The organism is Mariprofundus aestuarium (assembly GCF_002795805.1).
GTDB classification, from domain to species: Bacteria; Pseudomonadota; Zetaproteobacteria; order Mariprofundales; family Mariprofundaceae; genus Mariprofundus; species Mariprofundus aestuarium.
This window is the reverse complement of the sequence record NZ_CP018799.1, coordinates 1,710,243-1,726,865: the sequence shown is the minus strand read 5'-3', so window position 1 is coordinate 1,726,865 and position 16,623 is coordinate 1,710,243. Positions and strand designations below refer to the sequence as shown.

Annotated in this window: 17 protein-coding genes; 12 read left to right on the top strand and 5 right to left on the bottom strand. The window is 50.0% G+C overall.

Going from position 1 to position 16,623, the window contains the following annotated elements:
• Positions 1-177: 177 nt before the first annotated feature.
• Positions 178-1,305 (bottom strand): M24 family metallopeptidase, encoded by a 1,128-nt coding sequence (locus Ga0123461_RS08390; RefSeq protein WP_100277923.1) that lies wholly within the window; start codon positions 1,303-1,305, stop codon positions 178-180.
• Positions 1,302-2,678: a YihY family inner membrane protein gene (locus tag Ga0123461_RS08385; RefSeq protein WP_232710101.1), complete on the bottom strand. Its 1,377-nt coding sequence runs from the start codon at positions 2,676-2,678 to the stop codon at positions 1,302-1,304. The genes Ga0123461_RS08390 and Ga0123461_RS08385 overlap by 4 nt, the downstream gene beginning before the upstream one ends.
• Positions 2,679-2,960: 282 nt before the next feature.
• Here Ga0123461_RS08385 and Ga0123461_RS08380 point away from each other — a divergent pair, with 282 nt between their 5' ends.
• Positions 2,961-3,404: a hypothetical protein gene (locus Ga0123461_RS08380; RefSeq protein ID WP_100277922.1), complete on the top strand. Its 444-nt coding sequence runs from the start codon at positions 2,961-2,963 to the stop codon at positions 3,402-3,404.
• Here the strand turns inward: Ga0123461_RS08380 and Ga0123461_RS08375 are convergent.
• From Ga0123461_RS08375 to Ga0123461_RS12480, 3 genes are all read right to left on the bottom strand, one after another.
• Positions 3,393-5,042 (bottom strand): sensor domain-containing protein, encoded by a 1,650-nt coding sequence (locus Ga0123461_RS08375; protein ID WP_232710100.1) that lies wholly within the window; start codon positions 5,040-5,042, stop codon positions 3,393-3,395. The two genes, Ga0123461_RS08380 and Ga0123461_RS08375, sit on opposite strands and share 12 nt — an antisense overlap.
• Positions 5,043-5,392: 350 nt before the next feature.
• The gene (locus Ga0123461_RS08370; RefSeq protein ID WP_100277921.1) at positions 5,393-5,974 is read right to left on the bottom strand and encodes a urate hydroxylase PuuD; all 582 of its coding nucleotides are present in this window, start codon (positions 5,972-5,974) and stop codon (positions 5,393-5,395) included.
• A gap of 181 nt (positions 5,975-6,155) precedes the next feature.
• On the bottom strand, positions 6,156-6,329 hold the full coding sequence (locus Ga0123461_RS12480; RefSeq protein WP_198507037.1) for a hypothetical protein: 174 nt from the start codon (positions 6,327-6,329) through the stop codon (positions 6,156-6,158).
• Between the two features lie 262 nt (positions 6,330-6,591).
• Here Ga0123461_RS12480 and Ga0123461_RS08365 point away from each other — a divergent pair, with 262 nt between their 5' ends.
• From Ga0123461_RS08365 to Ga0123461_RS08315, 11 genes are all read left to right on the top strand, one after another.
• Entirely contained in the window at positions 6,592-6,876 is a 285-nt protein-coding gene (locus Ga0123461_RS08365) for a hypothetical protein (protein ID WP_100277920.1), read from the top strand.
• Entirely contained in the window at positions 6,873-7,742 is an 870-nt protein-coding gene (locus tag Ga0123461_RS08360) for an NAD(+)/NADH kinase (protein ID WP_100277919.1), read from the top strand. Before Ga0123461_RS08365 ends, Ga0123461_RS08360 begins: the two co-directional genes overlap by 4 nt.
• On the top strand, positions 7,742-9,412 hold the full coding sequence (locus Ga0123461_RS08355) for a DNA repair protein RecN (protein ID WP_100277918.1): 1,671 nt from the start codon (positions 7,742-7,744) through the stop codon (positions 9,410-9,412). Before Ga0123461_RS08360 ends, Ga0123461_RS08355 begins: the two co-directional genes overlap by 1 nt.
• Positions 9,409-9,930 carry an N-acetyltransferase gene (locus Ga0123461_RS08350; protein WP_100277917.1) on the top strand — a complete coding sequence of 174 codons (522 nt, stop codon included), beginning with the start codon at positions 9,409-9,411 and terminating at the stop codon, positions 9,928-9,930. Before Ga0123461_RS08355 ends, Ga0123461_RS08350 begins: the two co-directional genes overlap by 4 nt.
• Positions 9,931-10,052: 122 nt before the next feature.
• Positions 10,053-10,424: a response regulator gene (locus Ga0123461_RS08345; RefSeq protein ID WP_157819291.1), complete on the top strand. Its 372-nt coding sequence runs from the start codon at positions 10,053-10,055 to the stop codon at positions 10,422-10,424.
• Positions 10,425-10,777: 353 nt separating this feature from the next.
• Complete coding sequence (locus Ga0123461_RS08340; protein WP_100277915.1) at positions 10,778-11,536, top strand: cytochrome c oxidase subunit 3; 759 nt, start codon at positions 10,778-10,780, stop codon at positions 11,534-11,536.
• 27 nt (positions 11,537-11,563) lie between these two features.
• The gene (locus Ga0123461_RS08335; protein ID WP_100277914.1) at positions 11,564-12,439 is read left to right on the top strand and encodes an SCO family protein; all 876 of its coding nucleotides are present in this window, start codon (positions 11,564-11,566) and stop codon (positions 12,437-12,439) included.
• Positions 12,429-13,211: a cytochrome c oxidase subunit II gene (locus tag Ga0123461_RS08330; RefSeq protein ID WP_100277913.1), complete on the top strand. Its 783-nt coding sequence runs from the start codon at positions 12,429-12,431 to the stop codon at positions 13,209-13,211. Before Ga0123461_RS08335 ends, Ga0123461_RS08330 begins: the two co-directional genes overlap by 11 nt.
• A gap of 27 nt (positions 13,212-13,238) precedes the next feature.
• Complete coding sequence (locus Ga0123461_RS08325) at positions 13,239-14,921, top strand: cytochrome c oxidase subunit I (protein WP_100277912.1); 1,683 nt, start codon at positions 13,239-13,241, stop codon at positions 14,919-14,921.
• A 121-nt stretch (positions 14,922-15,042) separates the two neighbouring features.
• Positions 15,043-15,933, top strand: coding sequence for a heme o synthase (gene cyoE / locus Ga0123461_RS08320; RefSeq protein WP_100277911.1), 891 nt, complete (start codon positions 15,043-15,045; stop codon positions 15,931-15,933).
• A 69-nt stretch (positions 15,934-16,002) separates the two neighbouring features.
• Positions 16,003-16,590: an SCO family protein gene (locus Ga0123461_RS08315; RefSeq protein ID WP_157819290.1), complete on the top strand. Its 588-nt coding sequence runs from the start codon at positions 16,003-16,005 to the stop codon at positions 16,588-16,590.
• Positions 16,591-16,623 lie beyond the last annotated feature (33 nt).

Genomic DNA, 16,623 nt, shown 5'->3' with positions numbered 1-16,623 from the left:
GCTTGCAGTTCTATTATAGATTAAAAATAAGTTTTTGGGTGAATCGCCCTGATTTTCTTAAACACTGTTACATTGAGTGTCTGGGTAGTCATATATCGATTCAATCTGAGCCGAAGGTTTGGGTGAAACGGTGTGTTTGAAAGGCCACTCTTTGCTGTTGTCGCAACGCTACATGGGTTATTCGATCTCGAGTTTTCGCTTGTGGCGGGTGAGGTTGTCACAGCCGTTATCGCGGACAACAACCATATCCTCGATGCGGACACCACCCAGTCCCGGGTAGTAGAGACCGGGTTCTACTGTAACGACCTGTCCGGATTTTAAGATGACTGGTCGGGTGGAGATGCCCGGGGCTTCGTGAATCTGCAGGCCGACGCCGTGGCCGGTACCGTGGAAGAATCCGGTCTGCTTACCACGCACCATTTTGGTCGGGTAACCTTGGCTTTCAAAATGATGGGTGATGGCCTGGTGAATGAGTGTGCCATCAGCTCCATCTTTGACCATCGAAAGGCCGATATCCTGCCCTGCAGACACGGTGTTATAGATTTTTTTGACCTCTGCTGTGGCTTTACCTTTGACGTAGGTGCGCGTCATATCACCCCAGTAGCCGGTCGCAAGTACACGCGGGAAGATATCAATAATGATCGGCTGATGGGCGCGGATGAGGCCGCTGCCGATGTTGTGGGGGTCAGCCCCCTCTTTTCCGCAGGCGACAATGGTGTGGGCGGGCATGGCACCGTTTCCAATCAGGAAGGTTTCAATGGCACGACGCACATCGGCTGCTTTTACCTTTTTGCAGGATTTACCATCACGCAGGATACCATCATCACCGATATCGCATGCGGCCAGATAACCTTCCGCCTGTATCATGGCTTGTCTGGTCAGTTTCTCCGCATGGGCAAGGTATTTAATCTCTTGTTCTGTTTTGATGACTCGTGTCGGAAAGAAGGCTCCTTCGCTGGCGCTGATTTCAAAACCCCATGATTTAAGTTGCTCGGCATAAGCAAACGGGAAGTGGTCCGGCACCTCTACATTTTTGATGGCGCGGTTTTCAAGAAAGGCGGCGGCTACAGAAGCCAGTCCACTGCGGCCTGAATTTTCTGCTGCTGCTCTCAACGGGGAGTCGAGATGCACATGGGCGAACTTCGAGTTTTTGCGAGCACGATCCACCTCAAGCGGGGAGAAGAGGCCATGCCACGTGCCTTTGACCTCAATCGCTATAAATGCATCGGGTACGAAGATGCCGCTGGCATAGAGCATGTCTGCATTGTGTTCTGAATCTGCAATGATGAGTCGGGCTTTAGTCATGTGTCGTATTCTTTCAGAACTTCTTCCCTGGCGTCATCCCTTTCCTGCTCCTTCTCCATAATCTCTCTGATGTTCATGCTTTTAAGCAGGCCAGAACGTTCGCGCCCCAGGCGGAAGTAGAGCCCTGCAAGCTGCCTTCCAATTGAGGTTCCCTGCCACTCTTCCGGGACCTCCATTGGTGTTTCATTCAGGCGAACGAATATTTCATACAGGCTCATCTGTTCGGCATCAAAACCGGGAACCCAGCCGGGCTCTTCATCGCTGGACTCGGTGTAACGTAACAGCTTGATATTGCAGAGTTGGTCAAGCCACTCCTGCAGAATATTGCTGGGAAGACCGGTATCATCAATCAGGTCATCCATGTTCAGCGTATTTCCTTGATGCAGGGCCTGAGCTGAACGCAGTAATATCAGATGCGAATAGAATTGCCGGATGCCAGGCTTCTGAAAACTGCTGGTCTGCCTGTGTGACTGCTCCGGGTGCTGCATGCAGAAAGCAATTTCAGAGCCGAGCAATACGATGACCCAGATCAGGTAGATCCAGATCAGGAAGATCGGCAGGGTAGAAAGCGCTCCGTACAAGCGTTCGTAGTTGGCCACTTCGGTAACATAAAAGGCAAAGCCGAATTTGGCCCATTCAAACAGAGCGCCTGCAACCAAGCCGCCGACTGCTGCATAACGGAATGGAACTGATGTGTTTGGCAGTACGCTATACAACGTTGCCATAGCCAGTGAGGACATTAACCAGGGCACAAGGAATGGGGCCTCACTGATGTAGGATGCACCCTCGGCCACCTCTTTGATCACCGGTAGTGCGGTGAAGTAGGAGGTGATGGTGATGGATGCACCGATCAGAATCGGGGCAAGGGTCAGTGTAGCCCAGAAGGTGATGAACTTGGAGAGCCAGGCACGTGCTCGCGTGATGCGCCAGATGTCGTTAAAGGCCTCCTCAATAGTGTTCAGCAACGCTGTTGCGGTGAAGAGCAGGCCGATGACACCGAATACGGAGATGGCAGTGGTTTTGTCAGCCACAGTGCCGAGATAATCCTGTACCGCCTTCTGGCTGGTGGGTAGCAGGTAACTCAGGAGTGAGTCACTGACACTGCCAGCCATGGCATCAAAGGCCTGAAAGCTGGTGAATACGGAAAAGCCGAGCGCAACCATTGGTACGATGGCCAGCAGGGATGCGTAAGCGAGGGCCGAGGCTCTCTGGATGCAGCGATCATCTATAAAGCGCATGACCACCCGGTAGGCGAAACGAAACAGGTGGGTGGCATGGCGATAGAGTGAAGGAAGGCTGGCTATATCGGCCACATCCATTTCCAGAAGTTTGGAAAGCTGCTGTGCGATTGTCGGTTTTTTGGAACCGGCCATAGTCACTCCTTGGCGTTGCTGCTCAGTTCACTATCTTAGTGAACTGCAAAGAGAATAAAAGGGGGAAGATGGATAGATAGCTTCGGTCAGCCTGATGGCAGAGTGAACTCCTGTATGAACTAGGAGGGGGCGACGCTGAGAATAGGTCGAGTTAAGGAAACACATGTTCCGACCTGTCCCTTTCTCCAATGAGTGCTATTATAATAACTATAAGCAAGTCTAACGCTAGGAGACTAAGGAACGAACCAAGTCTCTGCCGGGTAATCACTTCGGGGGAGCTGTATGCCGATTGAACGCATCTATTTTGAAGATCAGAACTTTGTGCTCACACTGATTTATGGAAAATTAACCAACAGTGAGCTGAGCAATCACGTGCTTGAAATGAATAGCGAATACAGTGGCATTGAGGGCGTGCGTGAAGTGGCAGACTGTCGCTATATCAACGACGTCAGTGAACTCTCTGGGCGAGGCTTGCTAACAAGTGCTGAACTGGAAGAGGGTAGCTCAAGAGTGGTTCATGGAAAGGGGGCGATAGTTGTTGCCAGTGAGCATATATATGGCCTTGCCCGCATGTATGCCGCTATTGCTTCCCGAATCAGGGACGATTCACGGGTTTTTTACTCCATGGGCGAAGCTTTGCAGTGGATGGAGGTTGAGCCGATTCAAGACAAGATTCAGGCAGAGATCAGTGAAGAAGCCTATCGTACCAGAGGGTTAGAGCTTTAAGGTAGAGGTGTTTTCGCGGACAAAGCGCTCAAATTCACCGGCAGCTAGAGGTTTGCTGAAGTAGTACCCTTGAATTTCATTGCACTTGTGTTTCCGCAGCCAGTTGTGCTGATCGGAATCTTCAACACCCTCACAGATCACCTTCAGGCTAAGGTTATGTGACAACCCGATAATGGCCGCAACGATCTTTGCATCATTCGTACTTTTGATCACATCATCGATAAAGGATTTGTCAATTTTGAGTTTATTAATAGGAAAACGTTTCAAGTAATTGAGCGATGAATAACCAGTGCCAAAGTCATCAATAGCCAGATCCAGCCCCATCTCCGAAAGGTGTTCCATTTGGCTAATGGTGCTTTCAATATCATTCATGATAATGCTTTCGGTGATTTCCATCTCTAGAAAACTTGAGTGTAGTCCGGTTTGATCCAGTACCTTGTCGACTTTTCCGAGCAGCTGCCTATCGGAGAACTGGCGTGCCGAGAGATTGACTGCAACCTTCAGCCCGGTTAGTCCCGTATCTTGCCACGCCTTGTTCTGGCGGCATGCTTCATGCATCACCCATTCGCCTATCGGGCCAATCATGCCGGTATCTTCGGCCAATGGAATGAAATGGAAGGGTGGTACCATACCTTTATCCGGATGTTGCCAGCGGATCAGCGCCTCCATACCAAGCACTCTGCCCGTTTCAGTATCAACCTGTGGCTGGTAGTGGAGGACGAACTCTTCGCGTTCGATCGCTTTCCTCATCTCACTTTCCATGCTTAACCGGTTGATGGCAGAGCTCTGGATCGATGGCTTGAAAAACTGATAGCCATTTCGCCCCTCGCTCTTGACGTTGTACATCGATTTTTCTGCATTCTGTAACAGTGATTCGCTGTCCTCGCCATCGCCAGGGAAGATGACAATTCCAGTGCTGGTTGTAATGAAAACCTCCTGGCCGTCGAGATCGAAAGCGGGTTCGAGAGATCTCATCAGTTTCAGGGTGACGATGCTTGCATCTTCCGGATGGGCCAGATCGGGTAGCAGTACGGCAAACTGATTGCTTCCAAAGCTGGCAATCATATCGTTGCCCCGCAGCTGGCTTTCCAGCCGTTCAGCAACCATGCGCAGTAACTCATCGCCTTTGGTATAACCCAAGGAGTCATTGATGAGCTTGAAGTGATCGATGTCGATCAAAAGCACGCCCAGCTGGAAACCCTTCCTTTTAGCATTCTCCTGCTCCTGCGCCAGAATTCCCTTAAACAGATGGCGGTTTGGCAGTTGCGTATTTTGATCGTAGGAGTTCGCTTCCTTCTCTGTTTCCAGTGGCTCCACAATATGAATGTAGTGAGAGATTTTATCCTGATTGTCTGTAGCAGAAATTGTGGTCTGGAAGCCTTTGATTATATCACCATTTTCTTTCTTGATGCTTATATGGGATGTCCAGATACCTTTATGCTCCATAATATCCAGTTCTGAACTCTCTATAAATGTCACTTGCTGTGGCTTTGCATACAGCTGACTGGAGAGTTGCCCGCATATACTCTCATGTGAATAACCGGTTAAGGCGCTGAATGCAGAATTGATGCGAACAATTCGCTGCTCTGAGTCGGTGACCATAACAGCACCTGAAATTGATGAGTGATCAATGCTCATGCCGGCTGTTACTCCTTCCTTTGCCTTGTGGTGTTAATCATATCGATACCCTTACTATCGGTTGGTGTTGCTGATTCTTGAGCAGGTCATATCGACTCAGCAATATATTGGAAACATAGAGTATGAACTTTTACTAGTTTAACCCATGTTCGCGGAATAACAAGGCGACCGGGAATGGTTTGAAGAGGTGATTTTGATCAGCCATATGCAGGGCGAGGGGCCTCAAGCTGGCAGTGATATTTATCCGTGATCTCTATTTTGGAGCTGGAGGCTATGGTGCAGTTGCACCGTAATTACAAAAAAAGAGCCTCTGATAAATCAGAGGCTCTTGCTAGTTGTAGCGTATCCGATCAGTTGAAGATCGGGAAGTGGGCGCTCGATGTCATAAAGAAGAGCATGGGAAGGGAAAACATTGTATTGATGCGCGATGCGATCAGGGCACGTTTACCAGCCGCTACTTTTTCATCGGGATCTGCGTTGACGATGCCGATCACCTTTTTCTGGGCAGGCCAGATAATGAACCAGACATTGAACCACATGATGATGCCGAAGGCTGCGCCGATGCGGATATCCCATCCGGCGGCCGTACCAAGGTTGTGATACAGTGCAAGTCCGAAGAGAACGGTGAACAGCGCGCTCCAACGGAACCACCACAGCGCACGTCGAACGATACTTCCCTGTTTGAACAGCTCCGTCTTTGTTTCTGCAGTAACAGCACCCAGTGAGGGTACTTGTACAAAATTGAAATAATAGAGCAGTCCGATCCAGGTGATGCCAGCCAAAATATGACCGTATCGGGCCAAGCCGAATGGATCTAGGCCATCATATGCGCCGCCGCCAGCAATCGTACTCTTGATGCCGATAGCCACCAGAATGAGGGTGAGAAGCACACCTGCAATGATGGTTAATTTGTGGTTTTGTAAGATTTTCATTTGATCTCCAGAGGATAGTGGTATGCCAGTTAACTAAAATAATTGACATGAGACACGAACAATACCCGATTGTTTTACTCGGGTAATCAACATGGAAAGTGCGGGTTTGTTTTCATCCTGTTGCCAAGGCAAAAAAAAGCCGCCTTTTCAGGCGGCTTTTCGATACTCTAGAAATGACGGGTTACTTTTCAGTCGAGCAGACCAGTTCCTCTTCAACCTTGCCATTTTCAACTTCATCGATGATTTTCTGGTAGTGCTCGTTGGCAGGGCAGCCACAGCTATGCTGTGATGTAGCGTGCAGACGGGCCTGTTCGATGTGCCACTGTGCGACTTTCAAATGTTGATCAACGTTCATGTCATATCCTCTACTTAAAAACTTTGGTCTGTGCATTAACGTGCACTATATGCGATAGCCTAGCAGTATGGGCTATAAATAAAAAGTTGATGCTACTGTTTTTTTGTCCCTTTCAATTTTGCGGCGATTGAGCTCGGGGATCGAACTGGTTGTGACGGGGTAAAATTGTTGGTGGAATCGCTGTTGCAGATGGTTAAGTATTGCTATCGTGTTGCCTTAGCGTCTAACACAGTACAAATCGGTGCTTCCACAGGGAGTTGGAATGGCGAATCAGCAAAAGAATGCTTGGAAACCTGGTAAAAGAGACATGCTGTTTCTCGGTGTCGTGGCTGCAGTGGTCTTGACGCTGGTGTTGGGCAGTGGCGAACGCAAAACCACACCTGTTCCGAGTGATTCGACACATCGGACGTCTTCTTCAAAGGCGCAGTGTTTGACTTGCCACGGACAGGAGGGGGTGCGCCCCCAGCCGAAAGGGCACATCCAGAGCGGCCAGTGCTTCCAGTGCCACCTTCAACCAGATGGCTGGAGTGGGGCGGCGCCTAAGTGAATCGTATAGGCATCAGCATCAAGCCCAATGATGCACGTGCTTGTGCACTTCTCTGCGAGCTGCAGGGCTGGCTGATCGAACGTCAATGCACGGTTTATGTGGATCATAAGCTGGAGTCCTGCATGGGGTGCCCCAGCGGTTGTGAACGGTTGCCGGTTTCTGAAATGGCTGAGAAAGTGGAGCTGATGATTGTGCTTGGCGGTGACGGAACTCTGTTGCATGCCGCACGCGATTTCATTGGATCGGATACACCTATTCTCGGCATCAACTTGGGGCGGCTCGGTTTCCTGACCGACACTCCCGTTGGTAACATGTTTAATGTGGTGGAGAACATTCTTGCCGGTAACCTGAAGACTAAGCGTCACTTTAGCCTTGATGCTGAGGTGTGGCGGGGTGAGGAGAGGCTGGCCGGTGGCTGCGCCATGAACGATGTCGTGCTTGAGCGCAGAGGTAAAATGATCGGGTTTGAGATGTATATCCATGATCGTTTCGTGTTCAAAATGCGTGGTGATGGGTTGATTCTTGCCACGCCTGCGGGATCAACTGCCTATGCGCTTTCTGCTGGCGGGCCGATTCTACATCCTGCGGTAGATGCGATCAGTGTGGTGCCTGTCTGTCCGCATACGCTCTCCAATCGCCCTGTAGTGATTCCTGCCGATGAGCAGATCGAGTTGCGTCTAGTTGAATCTTCGGAGGGTGGGGCCTTACTTAACCTTGATGGTATAGAGCTTCTGCAGTTGGAGCAGGGTGACCGTGTAGTGGTGAGGAAGAACGGATCCATCTCACTGGTCTACCTCCCGGATCGTCACTACTACGAAGTACTTAGAACCAAACTAAAATGGGCCGGGCAGGTCGAAGCTACCTGATGCTCACATCGCTAACGGTTAAACAATTTGCATTGATTGAGAAGGCCCAGCTTGAGCTGGCACCTGGCATGACTGTTTTTACCGGTGAGACAGGTGCGGGAAAGTCGATGCTGGTGGATGCGCTTGGAGCGGCTTTTGGCGCACGGGCCAGTGCTGAATGGGTACGTCACGGCGCCGAACGGGCGGAGGTGGTCGCCATCTGGGATGGTGACGATTCAAGAATCGCAGGGCTGCTTACTGAACAGGATATTGAGCTTGAGGATGAGTTAATCCTGAGAAGGGTGATCGGGCAGGATGGCCGATCGCGTGCATATATCAATGGAACTCCTGTCGCTTTAAAGGTGCTGCAAAAATTAGGACAAATCTGCCTTGATCTGCACGGGCAGCATGAGCATCAAATATTGATGCAGCCGGGATTTCAGTGTGCGCTGCTGGACGCACGGATCAATATTGAGGACAGGAGTGCTGTCGGCGAGGCGTTTAGGCAGTGGCGACAGGTCAGGGGATCCCTTGATGCCCTGAAATCCGAACGTGGTGAGACTGAGCAGCAGGCAACGTGGATGCGTGAGGAGCTGGCTCGCTTACAGTCCCTGGATGTTGAACCGGGGTTGTCTGATCTGCTACAGGCTGAAGTGGAGTCGGGGCGTCACCATGCCCAGATCCAGCAGTCAGCCTCAGAAGCGCTGATGCTGCTGGATGAGGCAGAGCCCAGTGCGCGTGAGTTGATTGCCAGAGCCGGCCATATTATTGGGGTGGCATCATCCTACCATGATGGCTTGAAAGCGAGTGGTGAGTTAATCGAGCAGATGGATGCCTTGCTGGGTGAGTTGACACCTGAGTTGCGCACCGTGCTGGAAGAGCCGTTTGATGAGCAGCTGTTGCGTTTTCAAGAAGAGCGCCTGATACAGCTACATGATGCTATGCGCCGTCATGACAGGGATGAAGATGGATTGCTTCTGCTTATTGATGAGTGGGCAGAGCGGTTGTCTGCCCTCGACACGGCTGGCTGGGATGAGGCGTCGTTAGCCAAGGCTCTGGAAGCGGCGGAAGGTCGATTCTCTGAGGTTGCCGGCAGGTTAACAGAAGCTCGAAAGAAGTGTGGTGAGGAACTTAGTGGTGCGCTGAGACCATTTATGGACCGGTTGTCCCTTGGTGGTATGCAGATTCGTTTTGATGTTTCTGAAAGGCAAGACCAGACCGCATGGGGTGCCAATGGCTGGGATAGTGTGACTATGCAGGTGATGTCCAATCCGGGCGAACCATGGCGTGAACTCTCGGTTGTTGCTTCCGGTGGTGAGCTTTCCAGACTTGTTCTGGCATTGAAAGGGTGTGGGGCCCTGTCACAAATGCCCCATATCGCAGTGTTTGATGAAGTTGATACCGGAATCGGTGGCGAAACAGCATGGTGTGTGGGTGAGTTGCTGGCGTTAATGGGGGGCGAAAGGCAGGTGCTGGTCATATCTCACCTGCCACAGGTTGCTTCCTGTGCGGATCATCAGGTTGTGATCAGCAAATACGAGCACGAAGGGCGGACATTAACCACGCTGAATCAGGTGAATGCTGATCAGCGGATGCAGGAGATTGCCCGCATGCTGGGAGGGCTGGATGAAGAGTCATGCCGTCATGCTGAAACCATGCTTGATCGCGGCAGGGTGGTAAGGTCTCAATGAGTCACACTGTCCGCGTGCGCAGTGCTGCTGCAGGGGATGTCGAGGCGATTCTCCGCTTACTCAAACCGTTTGCTGAAAAGAACATTATTCTGGAGCGCGACAAAGATAATGTTTTTCAGCATCTGCAGGAGTTCCTCGTGGCCGAATACGATGAGGATCTGGCCGGTGTAGTCTGTGTGCACATCTATGGTGAAAACCTTGCGGAGGTGCGTTCGCTGGTGGTTTCCCCTGAATACCAGAAGCACGGGGTAGGACGCCTTCTGGTGGAAGGTTGTGAGCAGTGGGCGGCAAGTCTCGGTGTGGCCAAACTGTTTGCGTTGACCTATGTCACCGGTTTTTTTCAGAAGCTCGGATACCGCATTGTTTCCAAGGAGAGCTTGCCTCATAAGGTATGGACGGTATGTGTGCACTGCGCCCGTTTTGCCGACTGTGATGAGATTGCTGTTGAGAAGACGCTCTCAGACACCCCTATCCGGCCCATGGCAGTCGTGCCGATTATCGAAATAGACAACCTTTGACTGCTCGTGCCCGGTGGCTGCAAGGGATTGTCTGATGGCCAGGTGGATAGTGTGATTCAGTTTTTTGCCATAAATCTCTTTCTGAATTGATGGAGATGAAGGGGTATGGGAGATGGATGAGTATGGAAGTGTTGATTATAGATGACCTCGAAAAATCAAGGGTTTCGTTAGCCAGAATCATTGCGCATTTTGGATGTACTCCTGTTGAAGCGATCAGTGCTGAACATGCGCTTCAGATGATCGGCAAAAGGCCCGGTATCGGTTTGGTGATGCTCAGATCTAGAAAGTCAGTTGTGAATGGCTGTGGTTTTATTGCTGAAGTAAAAGCGATGTATCCGGATTCGACCGCTCCAAAGGTGGTGGCTGTCGGTAAAGAGGCTGATATGCCCTCCATGTTGAAAATGCTGGCAGAGGGAGCTGATGAGTACATTATAAAGCCATATGACAGTGAGGCTATTGGTAGAAAACTCAGAGCTATGGGAGCCTCCTGCTGAGTCCGAGGTGGTTTCTTTGTGCGCAAAACGCGCAGTTGCGGAGTTAAATTTCGTTCACTAATTATCATTCACTGCGCTGTGCAGCGCTCCAGTTGCTATCTTAGCCGTTGCTCTGTGAGTGAGGCGATTTCGGTAACTGTCTGGATTCCCACATGTTTATTGCGTTCATCCTGGAAATGCGGGTTGCATGGCGATTTTTTCTGATGAAGTCAACATTAATTAAGATTAAATTTTATTTAAAATTGTGCTTGATATGCCCATTTCAGATATGCAGAATGCCGACCACTTATGTTACGACTATTATGTGAGGCATGTAACTTAAGCTTTGGCTTAACAACACGAGGAGGGTATAAATGAGTGAAGAAATAAAACATTATACGGCCCATTGGCATACCAGTCCTAATCCGTTACTTGTAGGTTTCGGTGCAGGTCTGTTCTTACCATTGGCGTTTATGGCGCAGTTTGTTTATGAAATGCAAACTGTTGCACTAGTTGTCCTGGCAGTAGGTGCCGGCATGACCATTATGGGTGGTCTTGGCTGGGCAGCTGAAACCATCGGCGTAATTGACGACGAAAACTGGTCACCATCGGCCATGTTCATGTTCATCGGTACTGAAATCATGACTATCGGTGGCGTTCTTGCTGGTTACTGGGTTGCCCGTCTGGGCGCACCTGTTTGGCCACCAGAAGGTACACCTGCTGATCTGGGTGCGAACGGAGCGGTGATTTCTACACTGATCCTGATCCTGTCCAGCTTTACAATTGGTATTGCTCGTAAGAAAGAGCTCAACGGTGATGCTTCCGGCTTCGCAACGTTTACTCTGATCTCCGTTGCGATCTGGGTTGTATTTATGTATATGACTATTGCTGGCTGGTCTGAACTTCAGGCTCAGGGCTTTACCATTGGCGTAAATGCATTCGCAACTGCACTGTACGGTTTTACCGGTATTCACTTTGCACATCTGGTGATGGGTATCCTGGTCATGCTGACCTGTGTTCCATCTGCCTTTAAAGGCCGCCTGAGCTTCTCATACACCCGTGCGATGTCCATGTATGTTCACTTCGTGAACGTTCTTGGCGTATGGGTGCTGCTCCAGGTTTATTTCTGGTAAGCACGCGTAGATATAGGCTGTAATAAATTGAAACAAACCTCCTCACACTCAGTGAAATCGTCATGGTCCAGTCTGCGCAAGCTGGCTGCAGCCATGGCGGTTTCCGCTGTTGTGATGTTGGGGTTCGCAAATGGTGCGCATGCCGCTTACGGTAATGTCACCAAGACCTCAGTGGTTGATCCAAGCATACTCAAGATTGAAGAGATGAAATACTTGGGTGAAAAGGCTGATTACGATTTTGTCCTGCAGGATGAGACCGGAGCAGACTTTAAGCTTGGTTCGATGACGGGTAAGCCGCTGGTGTTGGCATTCAGCTACTACACCTGCGACGGAGCCTGTTCGGTAATTAATAAAAATCTTGCCGAGACACTGAAGGGTGTGGAGCGCTGGAAGATTGGTCAGGACTACAATGTTCTTACCGTTTCCTTCGACCAGAACGATACGCCTGCAACACTTGCGAACTTCATGAAAGAGGCCGGGTTTGCTGATGGTTTGCCAGACGGTTGGAAGATGACCACCATGCTGAAAAAGGAAGATATCCTGAAGCTTACGGGTTCCATGGGTTTTAAGTTCTTCTGGTCGCCGCGTGATGCCATGTTCCTGCATCCGAATGTATATATCATGCTGTCACCGAAAGGACGGGTAACACGTTACCTGTATGGCGGTACGATTACTCCGACGGATATGGAGCTGGCCATTACCAAGGCAAAGGGTGGCGAGATCGCTGCCGCCAACGTGATCGATTTCGTTGTTGGTGCCTGTTACAGCTATAACTATAAAGATGGTAAATACTCAATCAACATTCCGCTCTTCGTCGCCGCTGGCGCACTGATCTTCGGGCTGACACTGATTGTTGGAAGTTTTTCGTATATGAAATTTAGGAGGGTAAAACATGAAAGTTAAATCACTTATGCACAAAGTGATGGGGGCAATGCTTGCACTGCCTTTGATTCCGTCACTCGCGCATGCATTCCAAGCAGCACCAGCAACACGTGCTGACTACAACGGCTGGACTCCGCACGAGCACTGGGACGAAGTTTGGCATGAAACCATGTGGGATATCACCATTCTCGGTGTTGTCTTCGCTATTATTACTATTGCATTCATGGTTATCTATGTACGCAAAGGCCACGGCGAGCGCGGCAAACTGCCTCAGCTCAGCCCTCAGGCTAAACTCGGCTGGGTTGTTATCCCTTGTATGCTGTTCCTGGGCGATGACCTCTTCCTCTACGTGAAGGGTTTTGACCTGCACAACCACATGCGCAATGTTCCAACCAACGCTGTGGAAGTGAAGGTTACTGGTTCTATGTGGAACTGGAACTATGTAGACGCCAATGGCATCGACACTGACAACGAACTGGTTGTTAAGGTTGGTACCCCTGTCGTACTGCGCATGGTTTCTGACGATGTACTGCACTCTCACTACATGAACCGTTACCGTGTAACAGAGGATCTGATGCCAGGTCGTATTACCTGGGAGTGGTTCATGCCTAATGAAGAGGGCGAGTCTGTTGTTACCTGTCGTGAGTACTGCGGTACCATGCACTCAGGCATGTATGGCACAGTTAAAGCGCTTTCTGAAGCTGACTACGACGCGTACGTAGCTGAGCAGGCTGCATCTGTACCATCTGTAACCGGTGTTGCATCAGCTGCTACTACCGCTGACAAGATTTAATTTTAAAATAATAGAGGAGGAAAACTTATGAGTGGTTTTATGGGACATGAGCCGGACGGTAAACCGGGTCAGCCAAAAACAGTAAAAGAATGGGTGTTCACCCTTGACCATAAGGTCATCGGTGTATGGTACCTGATTGGTGCGATTGCATCATTCGTTGTAGCAGGTCTTGCTGCATCCGCAATGCGTCTCGAGCTTGGCTCCGTAGGTCCGGACATCACCGACAATGGTGATATCTACAACCTGTGGCTGACAATGCACGGTGCCGTAATGATTCTGGGCTTCCAGATTCCTGCCCTGTTGGGCTTCGTAGCTAACTGGGCTGTGCCTATCATGGTTGGCGGCAAGGACATGGCGTTCCCACGTGTTAACGCAATGTCAGTATGGCTGCTGTGGTCTGGTATCCTGCTTGCACTGATGAACCTGGTGATTCCAGATTCATATAACGGTATGTGGACAGGCTACCCGCCTTACTCACTGACTGACGCTGTTGGTAACACTGCACTGTACTCTTCAGTAGTTGTTATCCTCGGTATGTCTTCTGTATTCGGTGCTGTTAACCTGGCTTGTACTGTTGCATTCATGCGCTGCAAGGGCATGGGCTGGTTCCAGATGCCTTTGACTGTATGGTGTGTATTCACTGCAAACGTTATTCAGCTGATCTTCGTACCAGTACTGGCTGCATCTGTACTGCTTCTGAGCTTGGACAAATACCTCGGCTTTGGTTTCTACAATCCTGAAGTTGGTGGCGACGTACTGCTGTATCAGAACCTTTTCTGGTTCTACTCACATCCAGCTGTATACGTGATTCTGCTGCCGTTCATGGGTATTCTGTTTGAAATCTTCGCAGTATCTGCTCGTAACGACGTATTCAACTACAAAGCTACTGTTTGGTCCGTTATCGCGTTCATTCCAGTATCTTCTGACGTTTGGGTACATCACGCGTACGTTGCAGGTCTTCCTGACTGGCTTCGTCTGCTGCAGACGTTCACCACACTGCTGATTTCACTGCCATTCGGCCTGTTGATGCTGTCACTGACTGGTACCATGTACCGTGGCGCAATCCGCTACACTGGTCCAATGTACTGGGCAGTTGGCGCATTCTTCATGCTGATCATCGGCGCATTGACCGGTATTCCAAACGCACTCTCTGCTATCGATTATGGTATCTCCGATTCCTACGTGATCATGTCTCACTTCCACTATGTGATGGCAGTATCCGGCGGTATGGCGATCTTCGCTGGCGTATTCTTCTGGTTCCCTAAACTGACCGGACGTATGTGCAACACCTTCATGACTAAGCTGACTGCTGTTGGCTTCTTCATCGGCATGAACATCGTGATGGGTCCACTGTACTTCGCAGGTATGGAAGGCATGCCACGTCGTTACATGGACTACCAGATGTTTGCTGATAATGCGACCATCGTTTCTGCACAGCACTGGTCTACCATCGGCCTCTACATCACCTTCGTAAGCGCACTGCTGATGATCGTGGTATGGCTGCATGGTGCAATTGCTGGCGAGAAGTGCACCAATGCGAACCCATGGGGTTCAGAGTCTCTGGAATTCACTGCTACTGCAATTATTCCAGGTCAGGGTAACTTCCCGACTCCTGTGATTTGTCCTGAAGGTTGGCATCCATACAACTTCATCGACAATCCTAAGCCTGAGTTTGAGCCGCATCCTGGCCATACTGGTGGGCATCACTAAGTAGAAAGATGAGCGGTGGCCTCCTTCGGGAGGCCACTTTTCATTTGCTTAAACGCGGTAAGCTCGTCGGCAACGGCTTGCTTATCAGGTTTAAACAGACGTAGAGAGGGTTTAAATACCAATGAGTCATTCATTAGCAGAACAGCAGGTCTCCGCCCGTTCCGTTATTTCGGATTACATTGCGCTGTCCAAACCGGGCATCGTTGGTCTTACGCTGGTAGCTGCCCTGACCGGCATCTATTTTGGTAACCATGGTATTATGCCGCACTGGCATCTGATTGGCTGGACCTTCCTGACTCTGGGGCTGGCCACAGCGGGCTCCTGCATGCTCAATAACCATTACGATCGCGATATTGATCAGTTGATGAAGCGGACTAGTAATCGCGCCCTTGCTGCTGGTGCTGTTTCTGCGAATCGTGTGCTCATTGTTTCACTTCTTCTTACAATACCTTCTCTGGCTCTGATGGCATGGGTTGTTAACCCACTGACTGCTATTGTCACAAGCGTCGGAGTGGTGGGTTATGTTGGTGTTTACACCATGTGGATGAAGCGCAGGACGCCATGGGCCAACCAGTTTGGTGGTATCGCTGGTGCTGTGCCTCCGATGGTTGGTTATGCCGCTGTCACCAATGAACTTGGCGCAGCCGCCTGGATCCTATTTGCTATCATGGTTGTATGGCAGCAGCCACACGCTCTGGCTCTGGCACTGAAATACCGCGAAGATTATGCGCGTGCTAACGTACCTGTAATTCCGGTTGCCTGCGGAGTTCAAGCCACCAAGCTGCGGATTCTTCTTTATACGATTGCACTGGTTCCTGTTGCGATGATGCCGTGGCTGTTTGATATCTCTGGTTCTATTTACCTGGCCGCTTCAGTTGTTCTCAGCGCTATTTTCCTGTTTATGGCCGTCCGCTTCTACCGCTCTGATCGGGATTGTGACATGCGCGTTTTCGCCTTTTCTATTGTTTATCTGATTCTACTTTTCGGAATCATGATATTCGACTCTATCTGACTAGAATTGTCCTGACGGAGGTTTCATAAACCTCTCCCACTCTAATCCTGTTGTGATAGTATTTTCTGCGTGGATAATTTACTGATTTTTAAGCGACCAACAGCTCTTCTTACTGCTTTTCTATTTATGTTGATGCTGCTCTCTTCGTGTAGTTCAGAGCCACATAATGCGAAAGATTTTACACTTCAGTCGGTACTTGGCCCTGTATCTCTACATGATTTCAAGGGTAAAACTGTGCTGCTCTTCTTCGGCTATACGCACTGTCCTGATATCTGTCCTGCTACAATGAACAATGTAGCTATGGCTCTGAAGTCACTCGGCTCTCTGTCTGATCAAATTCAGGTTCTGTTTGTCACGGTAGACCCGGATCGAGATACAGCCGAACATCTGGCTAAATATGTGGCCTTCTTTCATCCCAGCATCATCGGCCTCACCGGAACATCTGACCAGATTAAGCAGACCACAGCGGCTTATGATGCGGAGTTCTTTAAGCAGGGTGGAGATGCTGAGACTGGTCGCTATGAAGTGATTCATACCAGTATGCTGTTTATGATTAACAGCGAAGGTGAGCTTCTTGATATCATGAGCCACCATACTGCGCCTGATGATATTGCTATTGCCCTTCGTAAGTGGCTTAATTCTGACGTAGCCCATTAACTGCTTCTGACATCTTGCACCGATCCATGGAGA